Origin of the sequence: Amycolatopsis decaplanina DSM 44594, from assembly GCF_000342005.1 — a bacterium.
Taxonomy (GTDB): Bacteria; Actinomycetota; Actinomycetes; order Mycobacteriales; family Pseudonocardiaceae; genus Amycolatopsis; species Amycolatopsis decaplanina.
The window spans coordinates 203,605-223,771 of the sequence record NZ_AOHO01000048.1 but is presented as its reverse complement, the minus strand read 5'-3'; the positions used below and the strand labels follow the sequence as shown (position 1 = coordinate 223,771).

Sequence of the window (20,167 nt, the reverse complement as noted above, 5' to 3'; positions counted from 1 at the left end):
CTGATTCCCCCTTAGCCCTTCGGAAGCTTCGGTTCGACGATGTCGGCGACCTTCTCGGCGATCCCGCAGGCCTTCTCGGTGTCATCGGCGGCGATCAGGACGTCGACCCGCGCCGACGCGGTGAGTTCGAGCGCCATCAGGCATCCTCCCGGAGGCCTGGGTGCGAGTACCGCCTTCCGCCCGTTGACGTTCCCCGTGGTCTTGCCGTTGCCGGAGTCGCTCACCGAGTCGAGCCCCTGGGAGTCACGGACACCGACACCGACCGAGAGGGCTTCCGAGGACGCCTCCGCTTCCTTGGTCAGCGTGCAAAGACGGGCTCCGCCGGCCTCCTCGGACTTCGGGGGCTTGAACGTGCCATAGGACGCCAAGTCCGTCGCGCTGACGAGTGAACACGGGTCGATCGACGCGGTGTCCCCGCCGGACGTGGGTGCGGAACCGGAAGCGCTCGACTGCGCCGGAGGAGCCGACGGCGCGGGGCTGGCGCTTCCCGGCTTTTCGCTGGAGCACGCGGCCAGTACCAGGGCGGCCGCGGCGAGCGGCACCACGTAAAGCTTCTTCATCGTCCCTCAGGTCCGGATCTTGTTGGTGGCGTCGACCGCCCGGTCTTCGACGTCCTTGTACAGTCCGGCCGCCCTGGCCAGCGCCTCGTCGGCGTCCTTGACCACCTGCTCGAACTGCCCGATGATCGCGCTCGCGGAGTTGGCGGACTGGGCGGCGCCCTTGTGGTCGTGGGCGGCGACCGCCTTCGCATACGGGTGGCCACCCAACTGGGGGGCGTCGTTCAGCGCCATGGTCTTGATCTTCAGCGCGCTGAGCTCTTCGGACATGTTGGCGAGCGCTTCACGCAGCGGCTTGACGCCTTCGGCGCTGATCTTGAACCCACCGCTCTTCGCGGCCGCCACCAGCTTCTGGGTCTCCGCGCTTACTTTGGCGATCGCGGCCTGGTTCAGCCCGCCCGCCTCCACGTACTTGGCCGCCGCACCCATGGCGGAGCCCATCGAGAAGTCCGGTGCCGCCTGTCCGCCGTCCGCTTCGAAAGCCATCGCCCGCCCCACTGCATCGTCTGCTCGCCCGTGCGTACCGCCCGGCAGTCTACTAGCCGGGCACTCGGCGCAGCGGTGATTCTCCGATCACCGAAGATCTCCGGAACTGTGACGAAACGGGCGTCACCCCGGTTCCCGATGGTTCAGAACTGCCCTTCGAGCTGGGCATACAGCTGCTGCGCGATCCTGGCGTTGTCGGCGGGAGCGTAGGTCAGCCAGCTTTGCCCGTCGGCCGCCTGGCGCGAGGTCATCATGAACCGGCCCGCTTCGGTGTCGAACCACGCCAGCGGCGGGAAGACCTGGCCGCCGCGGATGAACACGCTGAACTGGCCCACCCGCGTCTTCGGCTTCTCGAAGATCCGCTCCACCTGCCGCTGCTGCGGGTTCGATCCGTGCGACCGGGGCCCGCTGACCTGGGCGAAGGGGTCGTACGCGTCGTCGTTACGAGGACGCTTCGGCGCGCTCACCGGCTTCGCGATGGTGACCGACTGGCCGGGACCCGCCGGGGTGAGCGGCAGCAGATCGACGATCGACGCGACGATCGCGGTCGGCCTGGTCTCCTCGAACACGAGCAGGTTCTCGTCCTGGCGCACGACGACCGCGAACTGCCCGTTCGTCGCCGCCCTCGCGAACAGCTGCTTGTCCTTGTCCATCTGCGCGACCGCCCAGACGGCGAGCTGCGGGTTGACGAACGTGGCGATCGCGAGCTCGACATCCGCGTCGAGCCTGCCGCCGCGCATCATGCCGCGGCCTTCCAGGTCGCGGAAAACGGCCTCACGCACCATCGCGCGCTGATCGGTCGTCGTGCCGATGTGCGGGACCTCGAACGGGACGGGCGCCGGCCCGAACCGGCCGTGTTCGAGCAGGATGTCCACCGCCGCCAGCGACAGCGAGAACGAATGCGGCATCGCCATTTCCCCCCGCGGGTGTCTTGTTCGTCGGGGTCGAACGTAGTCCACGCACCCGGTACGCCCGCAGCGAACCCGCTTGCCCGGCCGCGATCAAGGCTGGTGCCATGGATTCATGGCAGACCAGAAACCCGCGCTCGTCCTCCATCTCGCCGCCGGCGGCGAGCCGCTGCTCTTCGCGCTCACGGTGGAAGAAACCGAACGGCTGACCAAGGATCTCTCGCATTTCGTCCGCACCGGTTCGGTGCAGACGATCCAGACGAAGGACGGCTCCGAGGTGGCGATCAACTTCTCCCACGTCGCCGCCGCCTACATCGACGACCTCAACCGCAAGACGAGAGTGTTCGGCCTCCACTAGCGCCGGGAGAAGAGTTCCCTCGGCTCAGCCGGCCGGACTTGCTTCCCGGACGAGCCACTGGGGGTGTCGTCCGGAGAGTACCGACGTGCTGCCGTTGGCCGCGATCAGCGCGGCGACGATCCCAGCGGGTATCGGGCCAGTCTATGAAGGAATCAGGACACTCAACGCCCCAATTCCTTCATCGACACGACGTGGCGCCGGTCCCGGACCATGATCAACGGAGGATCCGGGACACTCAACGTCCCCGATCCTCCGTTGATCATGGCTGTGCCATTCACGACACCGGAAGCCGCCCCGAGCTACTGCTTACAGCTCGTAAAGCCGCTTCCAGTTGTCCCGCGAGGTCAGCTCGGGCATGGCGCGCTTGTACTGCTCCTGCACCGCCGCGCCTTCCTTGCGAAGCCGCTGGATCACCTTCGCGCCGCGGCGCGCCAGGTCGAACATCTTCGCGCGGTCGTACGAGCGGACCCGCACACCTTCCTGCGAAGCGTCGGTGACGACGGCGGTGTCGAAGGTCGCGACGTGCCACCAGTGGGCTTCGTCGATCGGGATCGCGCCGAGCGAGTGGCGGCTGCGGCCGAGCACCCGGTCGAGGATCCGCTTGATCAGCACCAGACGCTGCATGCTGGGCCGCGGCGCGCTGTTGATGATGCCGATGTCGTTCGACGCGATGCCCGGGACGTCGGTGGCCTTGTGCCGCTTGGTCTCGGGGTACTCGTCGCGGATCCGGCGGATCTCCTTCATCGCGGCGACGCCGCCGTCACGCAGGACCTCCGGCCCCTCGAGGAAGTCCTCGACGGCCTTGATCAGCGTGGCGGACAGGCCGTACTGCATGCCGAGCAGGTACCGGACCAGCTGCGCGATGAGCACGCGCGAGAGCAGGTTCAGGTTGAACGGCGAGTGCAGCGCGGCGGTGATGATCGAGTTCCGCAGGTTGAAGTAGCGGTGCCACTCGTCCCAGTCCTTCCAGTGGAAGTCGGCGTGCCAGACGCCGGCGCCCGGAAGGGTGACCGTGGGGAAGCCGTGCGCGCGGGCGCGGTAGCTGTACTCCGCGTCGTCCCACTGGAAGAAGAACGGCAGCGGGTAGCCCGTGGCCTTGACGACCTCGTACGGGATCAGGCACGACCACCAGCCGTTGTACCCGGCGTCGAGGCGGCGTTCCTGGCGGTTCGGCTTGAGGGTCTCCTCGTCGACGCCGAGCAGGTCGGCGGTCGAGAGCGAGTGCTGGACCGGCTGGCCGGGCTCCAGCGTGTTCAGCCGGGCGTACTCGGCGCCGACGTGCAGCTGGTTCGGGTGCAGCAGGTTCAGCATCTGCCCGCCGACGATGACCGGGTTGACCGTGCGGTTGGAGAACGCGGTCATCCGGATCACCAGATCCGGCTCCAGCAGCACGTCGTCGTCCATGAACAGGACGTTCGCGTGCTCGGTCTCGGTGTGCCCGGCGACCTCGTAGAGGCCGCGGGTGAACCCGCCGGCGCCGCCGAGGTTCGGCTGCTTGATGTAGTGCAGCTTGTCGCCGAGGTCCTTCGCGACCTGCTCGAAGCCGTCGCGCGACTCGACGAGGTCGGTGCCCTGGTCGGCGACGTAGATCGCGTCGAGCGTCTCCAGCGAGGAGACGTCGGCGGCGAGCGCCTGCAGGTTCGACAGGCAGTCGTCGGCCCGGTTCATCGTGCAGATGGTCACCGCGGTCGGGCGGATCTTCTCCGGCGCCTCGACCGTCCAGCGGACCTTCTCGACACGCAGCGACTGGCCGCCCTCGGTCTCGAGGTCCAGCCAGAGCGCGCCGCCGTCGTAGAACTTGTCGAGCTTCGCGGTGAGCGTCACCTTCTGCTGCTTCGCGCCCGCGACGACCTCGGCGGCGACCACGCGGGGGTCGCCCTCGATGTCGGAGGCGCCGACGGACAGCTGGCCGTCACCGGTGACGACGGCTTCGACCTGGACCTCGGTCACGTCGGTCCAGCGCTGCCAGTAGCTCGCGGGGAAGCGCCCGAAATAGGTGTTGCCGGACACCTTCGACGCCGGCTCGATGGCGATGCCCGCGCGCTCGCGCACGGCACTGCCCCATTCGAGCTCGGCGTAGAGGTCCTTGCTGACGATGGGGGCCGGGCCGGCGTAGAGCCCGCGCTGCGCGGTGAGACGGCCCTGCGGGGTGCGTTCCGCGAAGCGGGTGTCGTCGATAGTGCTCACCATGGCGCTCGGGGCCTCTCCGGTGACGGCGGCTTTACCGGGCATGAATCCTCAGTTCTCCTCTGTGCTGGTGGCGATGTCGCGGGGCTCACGGAAGACGACCCACTTGAGCATGACGAAGTTGATCACGGTCGCGGTTGCCTGCGAAACGACCCAGCCGAAGGTGGCCTTCCAGGCCGACTCCGGCAGGACGTGCAGCATCGTGCGGTTGACGCCGACGGCGACGAGGAACGTCACGGCGTACAGAAGTACGAAGCTACCGATCTGACGTGCGCCCTCCTGGCGTCCACCGGCGAAGGTGAACTTACGGTTCAGGAAGAAGGCGGTCGTGGTGCCCACGATGAAGCTGAGGGCGCGGGCGATGTCCACCCACGGCGTCGCGTCCATTCCGAGTGCGCGAAGCCCCTGGTAGACGCCGAAATCGACCAGGGCGCAAAAACCGCCGATGAGGCCGAAGCGGATGAGCTGCCCGAGCAGCCCAGGGGAGGACGGCGCTGCTGCCGTCACGCCGGCTTTCGGGTCGGTCGCCACCACTGCTCTACCTCATAAACTGCTGGGGCTGATGCGCAAAGTGTAGAAGCGAGCACTTCAGGGTCACGTTCCGGGCAGTGTTCGGCGTGGTTACCCTGGTCGGCGTGACCCAAGCACCCAAGACACAGCGACAGTCGCTCATGGGCTGGGCAAGGACGTCGCCGAGCATCGCGGACGTCCTGAGCACCCCCGACGTGGAAGCCATCGCCCGCGCGGTGACGCGGGCCGGGGAACGCGGGGTCATCGCGCGCGGTCTCGGCCGCTCCTACGGCGACCCGGCGCAGAACGCGGGCGGCCTGGTCGTCGACATGACCGCGCTGGACCGCATCCACTCGATCGACCCGGATTCCGGCATCGTCGACCTCGACGCCGGCGTCAGCCTCGACAAGCTGATGCGCGAGGGCCTGCCCTACGGCCTGTGGGTCCCGGTGCTGCCGGGCACGCGCCAGGTGACCATCGGCGGCGCGATCGCCAACGACATCCACGGCAAGAACCACCACTCGGCCGGCAGCTTCGGCAACCACGTGGTGTCGATGGACCTGGTCACCGCCGACGGGCAGGTGCGCACGCTCACGCCGGACGGCCCCGACGCGGAGCTGTTCTGGGCGACCGTGGCCGGCATCGGCCTGACCGGCATCATCGTCCGCGCCAAGATCCGGATGACGAAGACGGAGACGGCCTACTTCAAGGCCGACATCCAGCGCACGGCGAACCTCGACGAGACACTGGCGCTGGTCACCGACGGCTCCGAGGACAACTACACGTACTCGTCCGGCTGGTTCGACTCGATCTCCCGAGGCGCGAAGCTCGGCCGCGCGGCCTTCCAGCGCGGCTCGCTCGCGAAGCTGGACGAACTGCCGCCCAAGCTGCGGGCCGACCCGCTCAAGTTCAACCCGGGCACGCTGGCGACCCTGCCGGACGTGTTCCCGAACGGACTGGCGAACAAGCTGTCGTTCTCCGCGATCGGCGAGCTGTACTACCGCAAGACCGCGAAGAACGCGCGCGAGGTGATCCAGAGCCTGACCGCGTTCTACCACCCGCTCGACCTGTTCGGCGAGTGGAACCGCGCGTACGGCTCCAAGGGTTTCCTGCAGTACCAGTTCAGCACGCCGCTGAACGCGCACGAACCGCTGCGCCGGATCATCCAGAAGGTCGCGGACTCCGGACACGTGTCGTTCCTCAACGTGTTCAAGCAGATGGGCGAGGGCAACGCGGCGCCGCTGTCGTTCCCGCACCCCGGCTGGATGGTCTGCCTCGACTTCCCGATCAAGGACGGGCTGAGCCGGTTCTGCCAGGAACTCGACGAGGACGTGCTCGCGCTCGGCGGCCGCCTGTACACGGCGAAGGACTCGCGCACCTCCGCGGAGAACTTCGCGAAGATGTACCCGCGGCTCGAGGAATGGCGCAAGGTCCGCGCTTCCGTTGACCCCGAAGGCGTTTTCGCCTCTGACATGTCCCGAAGGTTGGAACTGTGATCGACGCTGTGGGCAACCCCCAGTCCCTGCTGCTGCTCGGCGGCACCTCCGACATCGCGCTCGCGATCGCGGAGAAGTACCTGTCCGAGAAGCCCCTCCGGGTCGTGCTGGCCGGACGTCGGTCGCCGCGGCTCGACGCGGCCGCGCAGCGCCTGAAGGACAAGGGCGCCGAAGTGTCCACCGTGGATTTCGACGCCAAGGCCATGGACACCCACCCCGCCGTACTGGACAAGGCGTTCGAGGGCGGCGACATCGACGTCACCGTCGTGGCGTTCGGCCTGCTCGGCGACCAGGAAGAGCTGTGGCAGGACCACGCGAAGGGTGTCGAAGCGGCGACCGTGAACTACACGGCCGCGGTGTCCGTGGGCGTCGCGCTGGCGAACAAGCTCAAGAAGCAGGGGCACGGCAAGGTCATCGCGCTGTCCTCGGTCGCCGGTGAGCGGGTCCGCCGCTCGAACTTCGTCTACGGCTCCTCCAAGGCCGGTTTCGACGGCTTCTACCTGGGTCTCGGCGAAGCGCTGGCGGAGTTCGGCGTGCGGATCACCGTCGTCCGCTCCGGCCAGGTCCGGACCAAGATGACCGAAGGCCTCAAGGACGCCCCGCTGACGGTGGACGCCGAGCAGGTCGCCGAAACCGCCGTCGCCGCCTCGCGCGCCGGCAAGGAACTGGTGTGGTCGCCCGCGCCGTTCCGCCTGGTCATGTCGGCCCTGCGGCACATCCCCCGGCCGATCTTCCGGAAACTGCCGATCTAGGGAACGAGCCCGCTGCTCCATTCGTCTCACCCGGGCACGGACGCCGATCCGTCCCCGGGTTGAGAGGAATAGATGGCTGACCAGGAAGCCAAGCTCGACGCGGCCATCCGGTCGTTTCAGGAGCAGGCCGCCAAAGCCGCGGAACTGAAGGACAAGATCGCCGGGCTGCGCGGATCCGCGCGCAACGCCGACGGCTCGGTGACGGTGACCGTCGCCCCGTCCGGTGCCCTGCTGGGACTCCAGCTGTCCCCCAAGGCGATGAACCGCACGCACACCGCGCTGCAGCAAGAGATCCTCACCGCGATCAGAGAAGCGACGCAGCAGGCGGCGGCCGCGATGCAGCAGACCGTCCAGCCGATCCTCGGCGACCGCGCGGAGCAGTTCAAAGAGGCGTTCAACGCCCACGTCGAACCGCTCGGGCCGAGCGCTCCCCCACCCGCGGAATCCCTCGCCGGACCGGCCGTCCAGCAGCCGGTCCGCACGCCGCGCCCGGCGCGTCCCGCTCCCGCCGACGATGACGACTTCGGCGGCCCGATCCTTCGGAGGGACTCGTGACCGGCTTCGGCGTACAGACGGAAGCGCTCACAGCACACGCGACGGGGTCCAAAGAGGCCTCGGGGAACTTCGGCAGCCTCGCGAGCCTGCTGGAGCAGGCCAGGGTCTCGGACGACTGTTTCGGCCCGCTCGGCGAGCTGATGGCGTTCAAGTACTTCGAGGGGCTGCAAGAGTGCCAGGACCTCGCCGAACAGGCGAGGTCCTTCATGGACCAGATCGCCGACAAGACCACCACCGCGGCGAAGACCTACCTCGACCACAACCAGGGCACCGCCGAGGTCATCACCGGTCTCGGCGCCGGGCTGGACGACGGCGGCAGCGGCCCCGGCAGCCTGAGCGATCTCAACAGCGCCGGCGACTCGGGCCGCAAGGGGTTCTGGGAGCAGAACGGCGGCTACGGCAGCTCGTGGATCAGCACGTCCTCCGACGTCGCCAGGGCGAGCAGCCCGCCGGACGTCGCGATCGCGGCCGTGCACGCGCGGATGGAACAGCTGCAGCTCGTGATGAGCCCCGGCCAGTCCTTTTTGGACAACGGACTCGGCTTCCTGATCGGGATCGTGATCAGCCCGCTGGTCGAGCTGGTGCTGGAGCCCGCGATCGGTGACCCCGAGCAGATGCGCAGCACCGCCAAGGGCTGGGAGCAGACGGCGAAGTGGCTCGACGGCGTCGCCGAGCATGAGCAGAAGCGGGCCGATGGCACCAAGGAGGCTTGGAAGGGCCAGGCCGGCGACGCCTTCCGCGGCCAGATGACCGAGTTCTCGGGTGGTGCCAAGGCGTTCGCGAACGACGTCCGCGGGCTGCAGCAGATCCTGGAGATCGCCGCCGACCTGTTCGACGCGTTCGTCGAGATCGTCATCGACATCATCCAGGAATTGGTGATGGGCCTGATCATCGAGTGGCTGGCCGCGCTGGCCGCCTCGTGGATCACGGCGGGCGCCTCGGTCGGCGCGGCGGGCGCGGCCACGGCCGGTCAGGTCGCGGTGACCGGCGGACGGCTCGGGATGAAGGTCAAGCAGCTGCTCGGCAAGCTCAAGCCGTTGATCGAGAAGCTCGAAGACATCCTGAAGACGCTCCGCAACGGGCCGCTCAAGAAGGTCGTCGAGCGCACCGAAGGCCTGCGCGATGGCAACTGGCTGCAGAAGCGGCTCGCCGACCAGATCGACAAGAACCCCCTCGCCAAGATCGTCACGAAGGCCAACCCGGCGACCGGGGCGTCCAAGACCGCCAACAAGTTCGCGAACCGGTACGGCGTCGGCGGCGAGGGCGCGGACGCGCTCACCACGAACCTCACCGAGGCCGGGCTGCGGGCGATGGGCATGAGCGGCACGACCAGCTTCGGCAAGGCCGCTTTCCGCGGCAGTGCCGGTAACCTGACGGAGCTGGGCGTCGAGCAGGGCGTCAAGTACGGCTACAACGAATCGCAGGATTCGTCGTCGGAAGAAGAGCGCCGCGCGGCGACCGACAGAGGGTTCACGATCGAAGAATGAATCTCGGCTACCCGCTCGGGGCCGCGTCGCAGGCCCTGCCTTCGCTGCACCCCGGCGAACGGTTGCTGTGGGCCGCGTACGGCCGGACGCTGAACTACGACGTGCGCGGCCTCGATCCCTGGGGTGTGCCGAAAAAGAGCGTGCTGGGCAAGATCGGCTCCGGCGCGGCGAACTTCGCCGGTGACATGATCGGCGCGGCATTGGGCGGCGGTGACGACAGCGGCGCGTCGAATCCGCCGTCACCGCAGGTCATCGTGCTCGGCGAGCAGGGCGGCATCGCGCACGCGGCGGTGCGGGAACTGTCCACCAGCGGTTCGCTCTCCCGGCTGTGGGCGCTGACCAGCGCGCGGCTGCTGGTGCTGGAGAAGTTCGTCCCGCCGCCGGAGCCGGAGAAGGCGGGCGAGAAGACGTTCATGTCGAAGGCGATCGGGTTCGGCAAGGGCGTGGTCAAGACCGGCAAGGAGATCGCCGCGATCATGACCACGAAGACGTATGGCGAGAACGCCGAGGGCGTCCCGATCGCGCGGCACGAGATGGTGCCGCGCGCCGAGATCCCGCGCGAGGCGATCGCCGGTTTCGCGGTGGCCGAACACGGCAAGAAGCGGCGCCCGTGTCTTCGCGCGTCCTTTGTGGACGGATCGGGGATGGATTTCCTGTTCGACTGCGACGATCCCCGGCAGTTCGCCTGGCTCCACTCGGTGACGGTGAGCTGATGGAGAACACGCTCCCGATGGCGAAGTCCGTCGACGAGATCGTCGAACGGGAACTGCATCAGTTCTGGCTCGCACCCGGCGAACGCCTGATCATCGGCTGCCCGCCGGCGCACGGCTACGTGGGTCTCCTGCTGGACGGCAAGCTCACGCTGCCCTATGCGCCGTCACGGGAAACCCCTGCGGCGACAGGGAAAACGCGCTGGCCGCTGCCCGCGTCCGACGTGCTCGAAGCCGACTGGACCGACGACCCGACGATCGCCTACTGGGTCGTCGCACGCGCCGCGGACCAGACCGCCGCACGGCTCGCGGACCACCTCGCCGGCGGCAAGGGCGAGGCGCGGCTGACGCTGTCCGATCGGCGGCTTGCCGTCGTGTACCCGGCGCGGATGCTGGAGGGCGAGGATCCCGCGCAGCCGTTCCGGACCTTCGAGGAGATGCCGTCGGGGGTGGTGCGTTCGGTGTCCGCGCTCTACCTGGGGCGGAGTTTCCCGGCACGGCCGGTGCTTCAGTTCGTCTTCGCCGACGGGTCCGTGGTCTACCAGCGGGACATGCTCGCCGTCACGAAAGCCGACCGCGCCCGCTCACGCCGCTGACCCCCGCAATTCGTCACCTACTTGCCGGGACGCATTCCGGCGCCTGAATACGGTCGGCGCAAGTAGGTGACGAATTGCGGGGGTCTAGCGGGCCGGGAGTAAGTAAAGGCTTTGGGTGCCCATCCAAGGCGAGTGGATCGTCCAGGTCGCCAAAGCGTTCGCGGGCGGCGTCTTGCCGGTGGTGGCCAGCACCAGATCCGGGGTCGCGGGCGGGACGCTGTGGTCGAAGAACCGGAAGTTCGCTTCCAGCAGTGCCTTGCCGAGGTCACTGCTGCGGTTCTTCGTCTCGACGATCGCCGGGTCGACCGAGCCGCGGTCGGAGAACTGGTCGACGATGTCGCAATCGCAGGAGTAGGCGAGCGCGCCGACCTCACCCGCGCTCTCCACCTTGCGTCCCTTGGTCAGTTCGCCCAGTTGTGAGCCGATCGCGCGGTACTCGTCCGACGCGGCATGGTTGCTGGTGATGGGCGCGAACCGGCGCGGCAACTCAGGAGCCGCGTAGGCGACAGCGCTCACGAGGACGAACGCACCCGCGAGGATTCCCGCGCCGAGCCGGGCCCGGCCGGGCACCGCGCAGGCTCCGGCGGCGAGGAAGACCGTCGCGCCGATGATGCTGGGCGCGTAGTACCAGTGGTACGGCGGGACATTCAGCCAGCAGTAGGCCAGATAGTGCGCCGCACCGGCGATGGCGAGGGTCGCGAACGGCAGCAGGCGCTTCGCCCGCTCCGCACCACGCCGGAAGTGGAACGTCCACAGTAGACCAGCGAACCCGCCGATCACGAGCGGCAGGAAGGAAAGTGTCGCCGCCACCGGGAAGTTGCGCCAGTACAGCAGCGGACCGTTGGTGAAGCTGAACGGTCCCCACGAACGCTGCATGATCTTGATGACCAGCGTGTCCGGCACCGCCGAACCCAGCACCAGCCAGCTGAACGCGAACCACGGCAGCATCACCGCGAGCGCGGCGAACGTCATCCGCCAGATGCCCACCCAGAATTCGCGGCGCCCGAGGAACAGGACGAACGCGATCAGCAGCAGATCGATGCGGATCAGCGCGATCAGGCCGATCACCGCGCCCGCGGCGACGGGGCGGCGTTCGTGCAGGAACACCATCAGCCAAACGACGGCCGTCGCGCCGAGCGCGACTTCGAGCCCGACCGACGACAGCAGCAGCGGATTCACCAGCAGCATGCCCAGCGCCAGCGGGGCGAACCAGCCGGAGAGGCCGGTCGCGGCGCCGATCCGGCGCAGGCCGAGGACGAGCGCCACCTGACTCGCGACGAAGACGATCCCGGCGGCGAAGACGGCGTCCCGCACGACGAAGGTGACGAGCGCCAGCACGAGGACGTTCAGCGGCGACGTCGCGGTGTTGGCGGTGCCTTCTTCGATCAAGCCCCAGTGGCCGTGGAAGGCGAGGTTCTTCGCATACGAGAGCGTGATGTACGTGTCGTCGATCAAATGCCCGCTGACCAGCACGAACACCAGGGCCGAAGCCACCGCGGCCCCGGCGGGGAGCACCCAGGGGCGGGTCAGGACGGCGGCTCCCGGCAGCGCACCGGGAGCCTGGGGCAGATCGGCGGAGGCGCTTCGCATCACGAACACCGTACACGGTGTCGTGATGCTTCCGTTATTTATCCGCCGTGGGACTGGTCACGCCAGCCGCGGTCGCCGGGGCCGTCACGGAAGTCCCGGTGCACGCCGGGACCGCCCGGACCACGGTGTTCGCGGGAGATACCGGGCCGCCGGTCGCCGTCGCGGGAGGCCAGGCCGACGGCGGTGCCGATGATCCCGCCACCGAGGATGAACCCGAGGGCGCCGACCGCGACCAGTTGCGTCGCGCGGTGCCCGGCGAACCGGCGGAAACCGCCCTTCTTGGGCGGAGCCTGCACCCAGCCGGGCGGCGGCCCGGCGGGGGCGGCGGCCGGAGTCTCGGGCTCGACGGGCTTCTTCGGGGTCTCGTTCCCTGCGGCGGGCTGTTCGACCGTCTTGTCCTCGTCTTCGGACGGCCGCTGCGGGTCGCTCATCTTTCGCTCCTCAGTCGATGGGGGCGGGCTCCGTGCCCGCCCCCATCACCGAGGATGCGTGCGCATCCTGTGGATGCGCTGTGTACCGGCTGTCGAATCAGAGATAGAACGACAGGAACAGCGTGACCACCCAGCTCGCGCCGAGCACCTGGAGCACGCGGTCCTTGAGCGCGATCTCCTCCGGCTCGCCCGCGTTGCCGCCGTCGACGTCGACGGCGTAGCGCAGGACGGCGACCACGAACGGGACCATCGAGACGACCGCCCAGACCGAGTCGTGCTCGACCTGGCGGATCTCGAACGCCCACAGGCAGTACGACATGATCAGGATCGCCGCGGACGTCGCCCAGACGAACCGCAGGTAGCTCGCCGAATACTTCTTGAGCGAAGACCGGATCTTCGCCCCCGTGCGCTCGAAGAGCATGATCTCGGCATAGCGCTTGCCCGCCACCATGAACAGCGAGCCGAACGCGGTGACCAGCAGGAACCACTGCGAAAGCGCGATGCCCGCGGCCACACCACCGGCGATCGAGCGCATCAGGAAGCCCGAGCCGACGATGGCCAGATCGACCACCGGCTGGTGCTTGAGCCCGAAGCAGTAGCCGAGCTGGACGGCCTCGTAGACCGCCAGCACGACCGCGAGCTGCCAGCTGGCGAAGAACGAGATACCCAGACCGAGGGCGAAGAACACCACCGCCGAGACGTAGGCCACCGGGACCGGCACGATCCCGGCCGCGATCGGCCGGTTTCGCTTGGTCGGGTGCGCCTTGTCGGCCTCGACGTCGATCGCGTCGTTGATGAGATAGACCGAGGAGGCCACCAGCGAGAACGCCGCGAAGGCGATCAGCGCGGCGATCAGCAGGCCGGTCCGGTCCGTCGACTTCGAAAAGGCGAAGAACGGTGCGGCGAACACCAGCACGTTCTTCACCCACTGGCGCGGGCGTGCCGTCTTGATGATGCCGCCGACGAGACCGCCGGCGACCTTCTTCGGTTCGGCGGCCTCGGCCACGGGTTCTACGTCGTCAGGCTTGGAATCGGCCTTCTCGGTCGTTTCACTCATCGTCGCTTCAGCTTCCTACGTATCAAGCCGCCGACTACGCCCCCTAGGGCCGCTCCGGCCAGAACGTCGGTCGGGTAATGGACGCCGAGCACGAGCCGGGAGGCCAGCATCGGCGGTACCAGGGCCGGGACCAGGTTACGCCCGGTCAATCCGGAGTAGAGCACCGCCGCCGCCGTCGTGGAGGTCGCGTGCGAGGACGGGAAGCTCAGCTTGCTCGGCGTGGAGACCAGGACCTCGACGCTCGGGTGGTCCGGTCGCGGCCGCCTGACCACGCGTTTCACCGCGATGGAGGCGGCGTGCGCGCCGACGACACCGGCCGCCGCGACCAGCCAGTCCTTACGGCGTTTCTTGTCCACCGCGGCCCCGAGGAGCCCCAGCGCGAACCATCCCGCGCTGTGCTCGCCGAAGTGCGAAAGACCCCGTGCCGCCTTCACCGTGACGTCGCTCTTCAGGACGCCCTGAGCCTTAGCGAGAACAGCCACCTCGCCGGTGGGAGCGCCCCTCTCAAGCATCGAGGGACCCGTCGAGAGGCGCGCCATCGGTCAGGTGCGGCGCGATCTTGTTGTCGAACACGGACAGCGCCGAGCCGATGGCCATGTGCATGTCGAGGTACTTGTAGGTACCGAGACGGCCGCCGAACAGCACGTTCTTGTTCTTGGCCTCGGCCTTCGCCAGCTCGCGGTAGGCCTCGAGCTTCTCGCGGTTCTCCGGGGTGTTGATCGGGTAGTACGGCTCGTCGGCCTCGCCGGCGAACCGGGAGTACTCGCGGAACACGACCGTCTTGTCGTTCGGGTAGTGCTTGCGCTCCGGGTGGAAGTGCCGGAACTCGATGATCCGGGTGTAGGGCACTTCTTCGTCGTTGTAGTTGACGACCGAGGCGCCCTGGAAGTCTCCCGTCTCGACGACCTCGGACTCGAAGTCCACCGTGCGCCAGGTGAACCGGCCCGCGGAGTAGTCGAAGTAGCGGTCCAGCGGCCCGGTGTAGACGGTCGGGGTGCCGGCGGGGATGTGCTCGCGGACGTCGAAGTAGTCGACGTTCAGCCGCACCTCGATGTTCTCGTGCTCCGCCATCTTCTCGAGCCACGCGGTGTAGCCGTCGACCGGCAGACCCTCGTAGGTGTCGTTGAAGTAGCGGTTGTCGAAGGTGTAGCGGACCGGGAGCCGGGTGATGATGTCGGCGCCGAGGTTCTTCGGGTCGTTCTCCCACTGCTTGGCCGTGTAGCCCCGGATGAACGCCTCGTAGAGCGGGCGGCCGATCAGCGAGATCGCCTTTTCCTCGAGGTTCTGCGCGTTCGCGGTCTCGAACTCCGACGCCTGCTTGGCGATCAGCTCGCGGGCCTCGTCCGGCGTGTGCGACTTGCCGAAGAACTGGTTGATCAGCGCCAGGTTCATCGGCAGCGGGTAGACCTGACCCTGGTACTTGCCGAACACGCGGTGCTGGTAGTTCGTGAACTCGGTGAAGCGGTTGACGTACTCCCACACACGCTTGTTGGAGGTGTGGAACAGGTGCGCACCGTAGCGGTGCACCTCGATCCCGGTCTCGGGCTCGGCTTCGGAGTAGGCGTTGCCACCGATGTGGTGGCGCCGCTCCAGCACGAGGACCTTCTTGCCGAGCTCGGCCGCGGCCCGTTCGGCGACGGTCAGCCCGAAGAATCCGGACCCGACCACGATGAGGTCGTAGCCGGTGAAATCGGCTTCAGTAATCTTGTCGGGGTTCGTGTGCGCGCTCACGGGCGTCGAGGGTACGCAGGTCACCTCCGTGCCCTGCACCGAGCACCGGTTTTCACCTTCGACAGACACATTTAGGAAGCAGTGCCTACTCCGGACACCTTCTGGTCGTACTTCGGTGCGACCATCACGTACCTGGCCGTGCTGGCCGTCCCCGGCGGACTCGTCGGCCGGGCCGCAGGCCTGCGCGGTTGGGCCCTGGCGGGGCTGGCCCCGCTGTTGTCCTACACGGTAACCGGGCTCGCCGGTCCGTGGCTGGCACTCGCTGGCGTGTCGTACAACCCGCTGACCGTGGCGGGCGTCACGGCCGTGCTCGCCGGGATCGGCTTCGGCCTGCGCAGGCTGGGCCGGGCACGCGGCTGGATCAAGCCTGGCGCCGAGGAGCCGCCGACGAAGTGGCACCCGCGCGCGCACTACGCCGTCGCGGCCTGCGTCGCGCTGGCCGTCGGCATCTCGATCCTCGTGGTGCTCTCGGCCCGCGGCGGCACGACGGCGGTGTTCCAGCGCTGGGACACCGTGTTCCACGCGAACGGCATCCGCTACATCGCCGAGACCGGCGACGGCTCGCTGACCGGCATGGGCACCATCAACTGGTACCCGGACGGCTCGTTCTACCCGAACGCGTATCACCTGGTCGGCTCGCTCGTGTACTCGATCTCGGGCACGACGATCCCGGTCACGCTGAACGCCATCACCATGCCGGTCGCCGGGATCTTCGCGCTGTCGATGGTCGCGCTGATCCGCCAGCTCGGCGGACGGGCGGTGTTCGCGGGCTGCACCGCCCTGGTGGCCGCCGCGGCCACCACCGGCGCGTACGAGTCGGTGTCCAGCGGACTGCTGCCGTTCGCGCTGGGGATCGTGCTGACGCCGCTGGCCGTGGTCGCGCTGGCCCGCTTCCTCGCGCGGCCCGGCCTCGACACCGGCTACGTGCTCGCGCTGACCGCGGTCGGCCTGCTGGCGGCGCACTCGTCGGCACTGTTCGGCGCGCTGCTGTTCGCCTTCCCGCTGGTGGTGCAGCGCTGGTACCGCGCGCTGCGGCACAAGCGGCTCGACGGGGTGCCGGAGGGCCGTGGCGGCCGGCGGGTCATTGTCGGCGACGTCGTCAAGATGGTGCCGGTGATGGTGGCGAGCGGGCTGCTCGCGGCGCCGCACATCCTGGGCGCCCTGAAATTCACTTCGGGTTCATACCCTTATTACGCGTGGGGCTCGCAGTTGCCGGTGCTGAAGTCGCTAGGGCTGCTGGTGACCTTCCGGCAGGTGCTGAGCGCCCCGCAGGTGTGGCTGACGGTGCTGCTGGTCATCGGCGTCCTGAGCCTGTTCCGGCTCGGCCGGATGCGCTGGGTGGGGCTTTCGGCGATCGGCTTCTCGGCGCTGTTCGTGCTGGTCGCCTCGTTCGGCGCCGAACCGTGGGTGATCTCGCTGTCGCGGCCGTGGTGGAACGACCGGTACCGCCTGATGGCGCTCGCGGCGATCCCGCTGTGCCTGCTGGCCGGGCACGGGATGGCGGAGCTGCAGCGCTGGTTCGCGAAGTGGGCGAGCGGGCGGTCCTGGGTGAAGAGCCGTCCCGCGCTGCCCGCCCGGCTCGGGCTGGCGACCGCCGTGTTCGTCGTGGCCGCGTCGGCCGTGCTGACCAAGGGCTTCTACACCGAGTCGAACGCGCACGCGGTGTCGTTCCTGTACTACAACGGGCCCGAGGGCGAGGTCACCCCGCCGGTCAGCGCCGACGAGCTGGCCGCGATGAACGAGCTGACCAAGATGAACATCGGACCGGACGAAAAGGTGCTCAACGAGCGCTTCGACGGGACGGCCTGGCTGTACGCGATCACCGGCATCCACCCCGTCGCCGGGCACTACGACCCGGGCGTGCCGCCGCCGGACGCGAAGTATCTGGCGCTGCACTTCCGGGACTACGACACCGACCCCGAGGTGCAGGCCGCGGTGAAGCGGCTGAACATCAAGCACGTGCTGATCGGGAGCACACCGATCAAGATCGGCGAGCCGCCGGCGCCGGGGCTGCGGGATCTGGACGGGCTGAACTTCCTGCGGAAGGACTTCGGCAACGCGGGCGCTTCGATCTACACCCTGACCCGCTGAAACTCGCTGACCGCCTCGTGAGTGGTAAGGACGGTTCTAACCGTCCTTACCACTCACGAGGTGGCAGGCCTAAGAGCTTCTTTCCTGGAGTACCGGGAGTACGTCGCCGGCGACCTCTTCGAGCGTCGACTCTCGGCCGACGTAGTAGTCGCCGGACCTCGGCCAGTGCGTGACGATGTCGGTGAACCCGAGTTCACCGGCCCGCCCGGCCGCGTCGGTGAACGCGCCCACGCTGGAGAGGGAGAACACCGGCGCGGCGTCGAGGCTCAGGAATCGCTGCACGCTCGCCTTGTCCCGGCCCACGGCCTCCAGCCGCTCGTCGAAGGTCTTCACGAGTTCCGCGACACCCTTCCACCACTCGTCCTGGGTGTCCGCCCTGACGCCGGTGGTGGCCCAGCCCGCGCCGAACCGCGCGGCGAGCGTCATCGTGCGCGGGCCGTTCGCGGCCACCAGGAACGGCAGCCGCGGCCGCCGCACGCAGCCCGGCAGGTTCCGCGCGCCCTTGGCCCGGTAGTACTCGCCCTCGAAGTCGAAGCCGTCGGTCATCAGCAGCCCGTCGAGCGCTTCGACGAACTCGGTGAAGCGATCCGTGCGCTGCTTGACCGACAGCTCGGGGCCATCGAGGACGACGGCGTCGTAGTTGGTGTTCGGAACGCCGGCGCCCACACCGAGGATGAAGCGGCCGTCAGAGATGTCGTCGAGGGTGGTCAGCTCGCGGGTGAACGGCACGGGGTGCCGCGCGACCGGCGAAGCCACGAAGGTGCCCAATCTGATCCGCGACGTCACCATCGCGGCCGCCGTCAACGTCGGCATCGCACTGAACCACGGGCCGTCGACGAGACTCCGCCAGCCGAGGTGGTCGTACGTCCAAGCGTGGTCGAAGCCGTACTCCTCGGCGGCCCGCCATTTCGGCTCGGCCGCCCACCAACGATCTTCCGGAAGGATCACGATGCCTACGCGCACACACCGGAAGGTAGCGGTGCCCGCCGGCACTTCGCCCGATGGGCGGATCTTCGGAGACAATGAGCCGGTGGAAAAGCCCCTCTTGATCGCCTCAGACGTCGACGGAACCCTGCTCGGCCCGCTGGAGGTCCTGACCGAACGCACGATCGACATCGTCCGGCGTGTCGCCGAGGACGGAGTGCCTTTCGTGCTGGCCAGCGGCCGTCCGCCGCGATGGATCGCCCCGATCGCGAACCCGCTGGGCCTGACCGGGTACGCGGTCTGCGCGAACGGCGCGGTGCTGTACGAGATCGGGACGGACCGGATCGTGGCGGTCCACGGCCTGCTGGAACCCCAGCTGCTGCAGGATGCAGTGAGTGCTCTTGATCACGCTCTTCCCGGCTGCCGGTACGCCGCGGAGCGGGTCGGCGAGTCAGCGCTGGATCCGCACACGCGCAATTTCGTGATCGAACCGGACTACCACAATCCGTGGGGCAACCACGAGGGTGCGGAGGCGCCGCGGGCCGAGGTGCTCGGGCATCCGGCGATCAAACTGCTGATCAGCAGGCGAGGGATGAGCTCCGACGAGATGGCGCGGGCGGCACGCGACGTGCTCGACGGCGCGGTCGACATCACCTACTCGACCAACACCGGCCTGATCGAGGTCGCCGCGCACGGCATCACGAAGGCGACAGGGCTGGCCGAGGTCGCCGAGCGGCTGGACGTCCCGGCCGAGCGGGTGATCGCGTTCGGGGACATGCCCAACGACGTCGAGATGCTCGACTGGGCCGGTCACGGCGTCGCGATGGCCAACGGGCACCCCTACGTCCTCGACGTCGCCGACGAGGTGACCGCGCCGAACTCCGAGGACGGCGTCGCGCAGGTGCTCGAGCGCTGGTTTTAACGAGGGAACGACGTTGGCGAAGGAGTCGTCCCGGCGTTCAGCGGCCTTCGCGGTCGAGCTTCGCGGCCTCTTCGGGCGTCGGCGCGGTACCGCCGAGATGGGCGGGCAGCCACCAGCGCTCGTCGTCGGAGGCCGGCTTCTCCGGGTAGTCGGCCTGGACACGATCCACGAGCGCGGACATCCGCACGCGAAGGTCCTTGGAAAGGACTTCGGCGTCCTCGTCTGCCTTCGGGTGCATCGGCTCGCCGACGAGGATCGAGATCGGCACGTGGCGTTTGGTGAGGTCCTTCGGGCGGCCCTTGGTCCACAGCCGCTGCGTGCCCCACAGCGCCATCGGCACGACCGGGACACCCGCCTCGGCTGCCATCCGGACGGCGCCGGACTTGATGTCCTTCACGGTGAACGATCGGCTGATCGTGGCTTCGGGGAACACCCCGACGACCTCTCCGGCCTTCAGTCGCTCGACGGCTTCCCGATACGACGCGAGACCCGCGCCGCGATCGACGGAGATATGGTGCATGCCGCGCATGAGCGGTCCGGCGACGCGGTTGCTGAAGATCTCCTTCTTCGCCATGAACCTGACCAGACGTTTCGCCGGCCGCGCGCCGAGCCCGCAGAAGATGAAGTCGAGATAGCTCACGTGGTTGCAGGCGATGACCGCCCCGCCGGTCGACGGGATGTGCTCGGTCCCCTCCACCCGGATGCGGTTGTCCAGCACCCGGAACATCAACTTCGCCGCCATGATGACGGGCGGGTAAACGAGCTCAGCCATTCGTTCAGGTTACGCTACCGTAGGGTAACCAACCTACGGTCGCGTAG

General features: G+C 68.4%; 21 protein-coding genes. 9 read left to right on the top strand and 12 right to left on the bottom strand.

The genetic code is table 11. The annotated features are described in order from the left end of the window. Positions 1–11: 11 nt before the first annotated feature. The 3 genes from H074_RS13615 to H074_RS13605 all read right to left on the bottom strand — a co-directional run bounded on the left by H074_RS13615 (position 12) and on the right by H074_RS13605 (position 1,951). A complete protein-coding gene (locus H074_RS13615) occupies positions 12–560 on the bottom strand; it encodes a DUF3558 family protein (protein ID WP_007030628.1) in 549 nt (182 codons plus the stop codon). Positions 561–566: 6 nt separating this feature from the next. Next, positions 567–1,043 carry a hypothetical protein gene (locus tag H074_RS13610; protein WP_007030627.1) on the bottom strand — a complete coding sequence of 159 codons (477 nt, stop codon included), beginning with the start codon at positions 1,041–1,043 and terminating at the stop codon, positions 567–569. A gap of 143 nt (positions 1,044–1,186) precedes the next feature. Then, the gene (locus H074_RS13605) at positions 1,187–1,951 is read right to left on the bottom strand and encodes an ESX secretion-associated protein EspG (protein WP_039922532.1); all 765 of its coding nucleotides are present in this window, start codon (positions 1,949–1,951) and stop codon (positions 1,187–1,189) included. 115 nt (positions 1,952–2,066) lie between these two features. Between H074_RS13605 and H074_RS13600 the strand changes: the two genes are divergently transcribed. Further along, positions 2,067–2,309 carry a hypothetical protein gene (locus tag H074_RS13600; protein ID WP_007030625.1) on the top strand — a complete coding sequence of 81 codons (243 nt, stop codon included), beginning with the start codon at positions 2,067–2,069 and terminating at the stop codon, positions 2,307–2,309. 306 nt (positions 2,310–2,615) lie between these two features. On the opposite strand, the gene H074_RS13595 is transcribed toward H074_RS13600, so the two are convergent. Next, positions 2,616–4,541, bottom strand: a complete 1,926-nt coding sequence (locus tag H074_RS13595; protein ID WP_007030624.1) for a glycosyltransferase — start codon at positions 4,539–4,541, stop codon at positions 2,616–2,618. A 6-nt stretch (positions 4,542–4,547) separates the two neighbouring features. After that, positions 4,548–5,030 carry a GtrA family protein gene (locus H074_RS13590; RefSeq protein ID WP_007030623.1) on the bottom strand — a complete coding sequence of 161 codons (483 nt, stop codon included), beginning with the start codon at positions 5,028–5,030 and terminating at the stop codon, positions 4,548–4,550. 101 nt (positions 5,031–5,131) lie between these two features. Here H074_RS13590 and H074_RS13585 point away from each other — a divergent pair, with 101 nt between their 5' ends. The 6 genes from H074_RS13585 (at position 5,132) to H074_RS13560 (ending at position 10,602) form a co-directional block, all read left to right on the top strand. After that, positions 5,132–6,502: a decaprenylphosphoryl-beta-D-ribose oxidase gene (locus H074_RS13585; RefSeq protein WP_039922531.1), complete on the top strand. Its 1,371-nt coding sequence runs from the start codon at positions 5,132–5,134 to the stop codon at positions 6,500–6,502. Beyond that, on the top strand, positions 6,499–7,254 hold the full coding sequence (locus tag H074_RS13580) for a decaprenylphospho-beta-D-erythro-pentofuranosid-2-ulose 2-reductase (protein ID WP_007030620.1): 756 nt from the start codon (positions 6,499–6,501) through the stop codon (positions 7,252–7,254). The genes H074_RS13585 and H074_RS13580 overlap by 4 nt, the downstream gene beginning before the upstream one ends. A 72-nt stretch (positions 7,255–7,326) precedes the next feature. After that, positions 7,327–7,809: a YbaB/EbfC family nucleoid-associated protein gene (locus H074_RS13575; protein ID WP_007030619.1), complete on the top strand. Its 483-nt coding sequence runs from the start codon at positions 7,327–7,329 to the stop codon at positions 7,807–7,809. Then, positions 7,806–9,296, top strand: a complete 1,491-nt coding sequence (locus H074_RS13570; RefSeq protein ID WP_007030618.1) for a WXG100 family type VII secretion target — start codon at positions 7,806–7,808, stop codon at positions 9,294–9,296. The genes H074_RS13575 and H074_RS13570 overlap by 4 nt, the downstream gene beginning before the upstream one ends. Then, positions 9,293–10,009, top strand: a complete 717-nt coding sequence (locus H074_RS13565; RefSeq protein ID WP_007030617.1) for a hypothetical protein — start codon at positions 9,293–9,295, stop codon at positions 10,007–10,009. The genes H074_RS13570 and H074_RS13565 overlap by 4 nt, the downstream gene beginning before the upstream one ends. Then, positions 10,009–10,602, top strand: coding sequence for a hypothetical protein (locus H074_RS13560; RefSeq protein ID WP_007030616.1), 594 nt, complete (start codon positions 10,009–10,011; stop codon positions 10,600–10,602). The genes H074_RS13565 and H074_RS13560 overlap by 1 nt, the downstream gene beginning before the upstream one ends. A gap of 84 nt (positions 10,603–10,686) precedes the next feature. Here the strand turns inward: H074_RS13560 and H074_RS13555 are convergent, their stop codons facing one another. The 5 genes from H074_RS13555 to glf all read right to left on the bottom strand — a co-directional run bounded on the left by H074_RS13555 (position 10,687) and on the right by glf (position 15,411). Continuing rightward, the gene (locus H074_RS13555) at positions 10,687–12,192 is read right to left on the bottom strand and encodes a hypothetical protein (protein WP_039922529.1); all 1,506 of its coding nucleotides are present in this window, start codon (positions 12,190–12,192) and stop codon (positions 10,687–10,689) included. A 38-nt stretch (positions 12,193–12,230) separates the two neighbouring features. Next, positions 12,231–12,623, bottom strand: a complete 393-nt coding sequence (locus H074_RS13550) for a hypothetical protein (protein ID WP_007030614.1) — start codon at positions 12,621–12,623, stop codon at positions 12,231–12,233. 97 nt (positions 12,624–12,720) lie between these two features. Continuing rightward, a complete protein-coding gene (locus tag H074_RS13545; RefSeq protein ID WP_007030613.1) occupies positions 12,721–13,680 on the bottom strand; it encodes a decaprenyl-phosphate phosphoribosyltransferase in 960 nt (319 codons plus the stop codon). Then, positions 13,677–14,192 carry a phosphatase PAP2 family protein gene (locus tag H074_RS13540; RefSeq protein ID WP_039922528.1) on the bottom strand — a complete coding sequence of 172 codons (516 nt, stop codon included), beginning with the start codon at positions 14,190–14,192 and terminating at the stop codon, positions 13,677–13,679. Before H074_RS13540 ends, H074_RS13545 begins: the two co-directional genes overlap by 4 nt. Further along, a complete protein-coding gene (glf, locus tag H074_RS13535; protein ID WP_007030611.1) occupies positions 14,185–15,411 on the bottom strand; it encodes a UDP-galactopyranose mutase in 1,227 nt (408 codons plus the stop codon). The genes H074_RS13540 and glf overlap by 8 nt, the downstream gene beginning before the upstream one ends. An 81-nt stretch (positions 15,412–15,492) precedes the next feature. Here glf and H074_RS13530 point away from each other — a divergent pair, with 81 nt between their 5' ends. Continuing rightward, positions 15,493–17,502, top strand: a complete 2,010-nt coding sequence (locus tag H074_RS13530) for a DUF6541 family protein (RefSeq protein WP_007030610.1) — start codon at positions 15,493–15,495, stop codon at positions 17,500–17,502. A 69-nt stretch (positions 17,503–17,571) separates the two neighbouring features. Here the strand turns inward: H074_RS13530 and H074_RS13525 are convergent, their stop codons facing one another. Next, a complete protein-coding gene (locus H074_RS13525; protein ID WP_039922524.1) occupies positions 17,572–18,465 on the bottom strand; it encodes an LLM class flavin-dependent oxidoreductase in 894 nt (297 codons plus the stop codon). Between the two features lie 82 nt (positions 18,466–18,547). Between H074_RS13525 and H074_RS13520 the strand changes: the two genes are divergently transcribed. Beyond that, positions 18,548–19,348, top strand: a complete 801-nt coding sequence (locus tag H074_RS13520; protein ID WP_039922523.1) for a Cof-type HAD-IIB family hydrolase — start codon at positions 18,548–18,550, stop codon at positions 19,346–19,348. A gap of 37 nt (positions 19,349–19,385) precedes the next feature. Here the strand turns inward: H074_RS13520 and H074_RS13515 are convergent, their stop codons facing one another. Beyond that, positions 19,386–20,120 (bottom strand): lysophospholipid acyltransferase family protein, encoded by a 735-nt coding sequence (locus H074_RS13515; RefSeq protein ID WP_007030607.1) that lies wholly within the window; start codon positions 20,118–20,120, stop codon positions 19,386–19,388. Between the last annotated feature and the right edge of the window lie 47 nt (positions 20,121–20,167).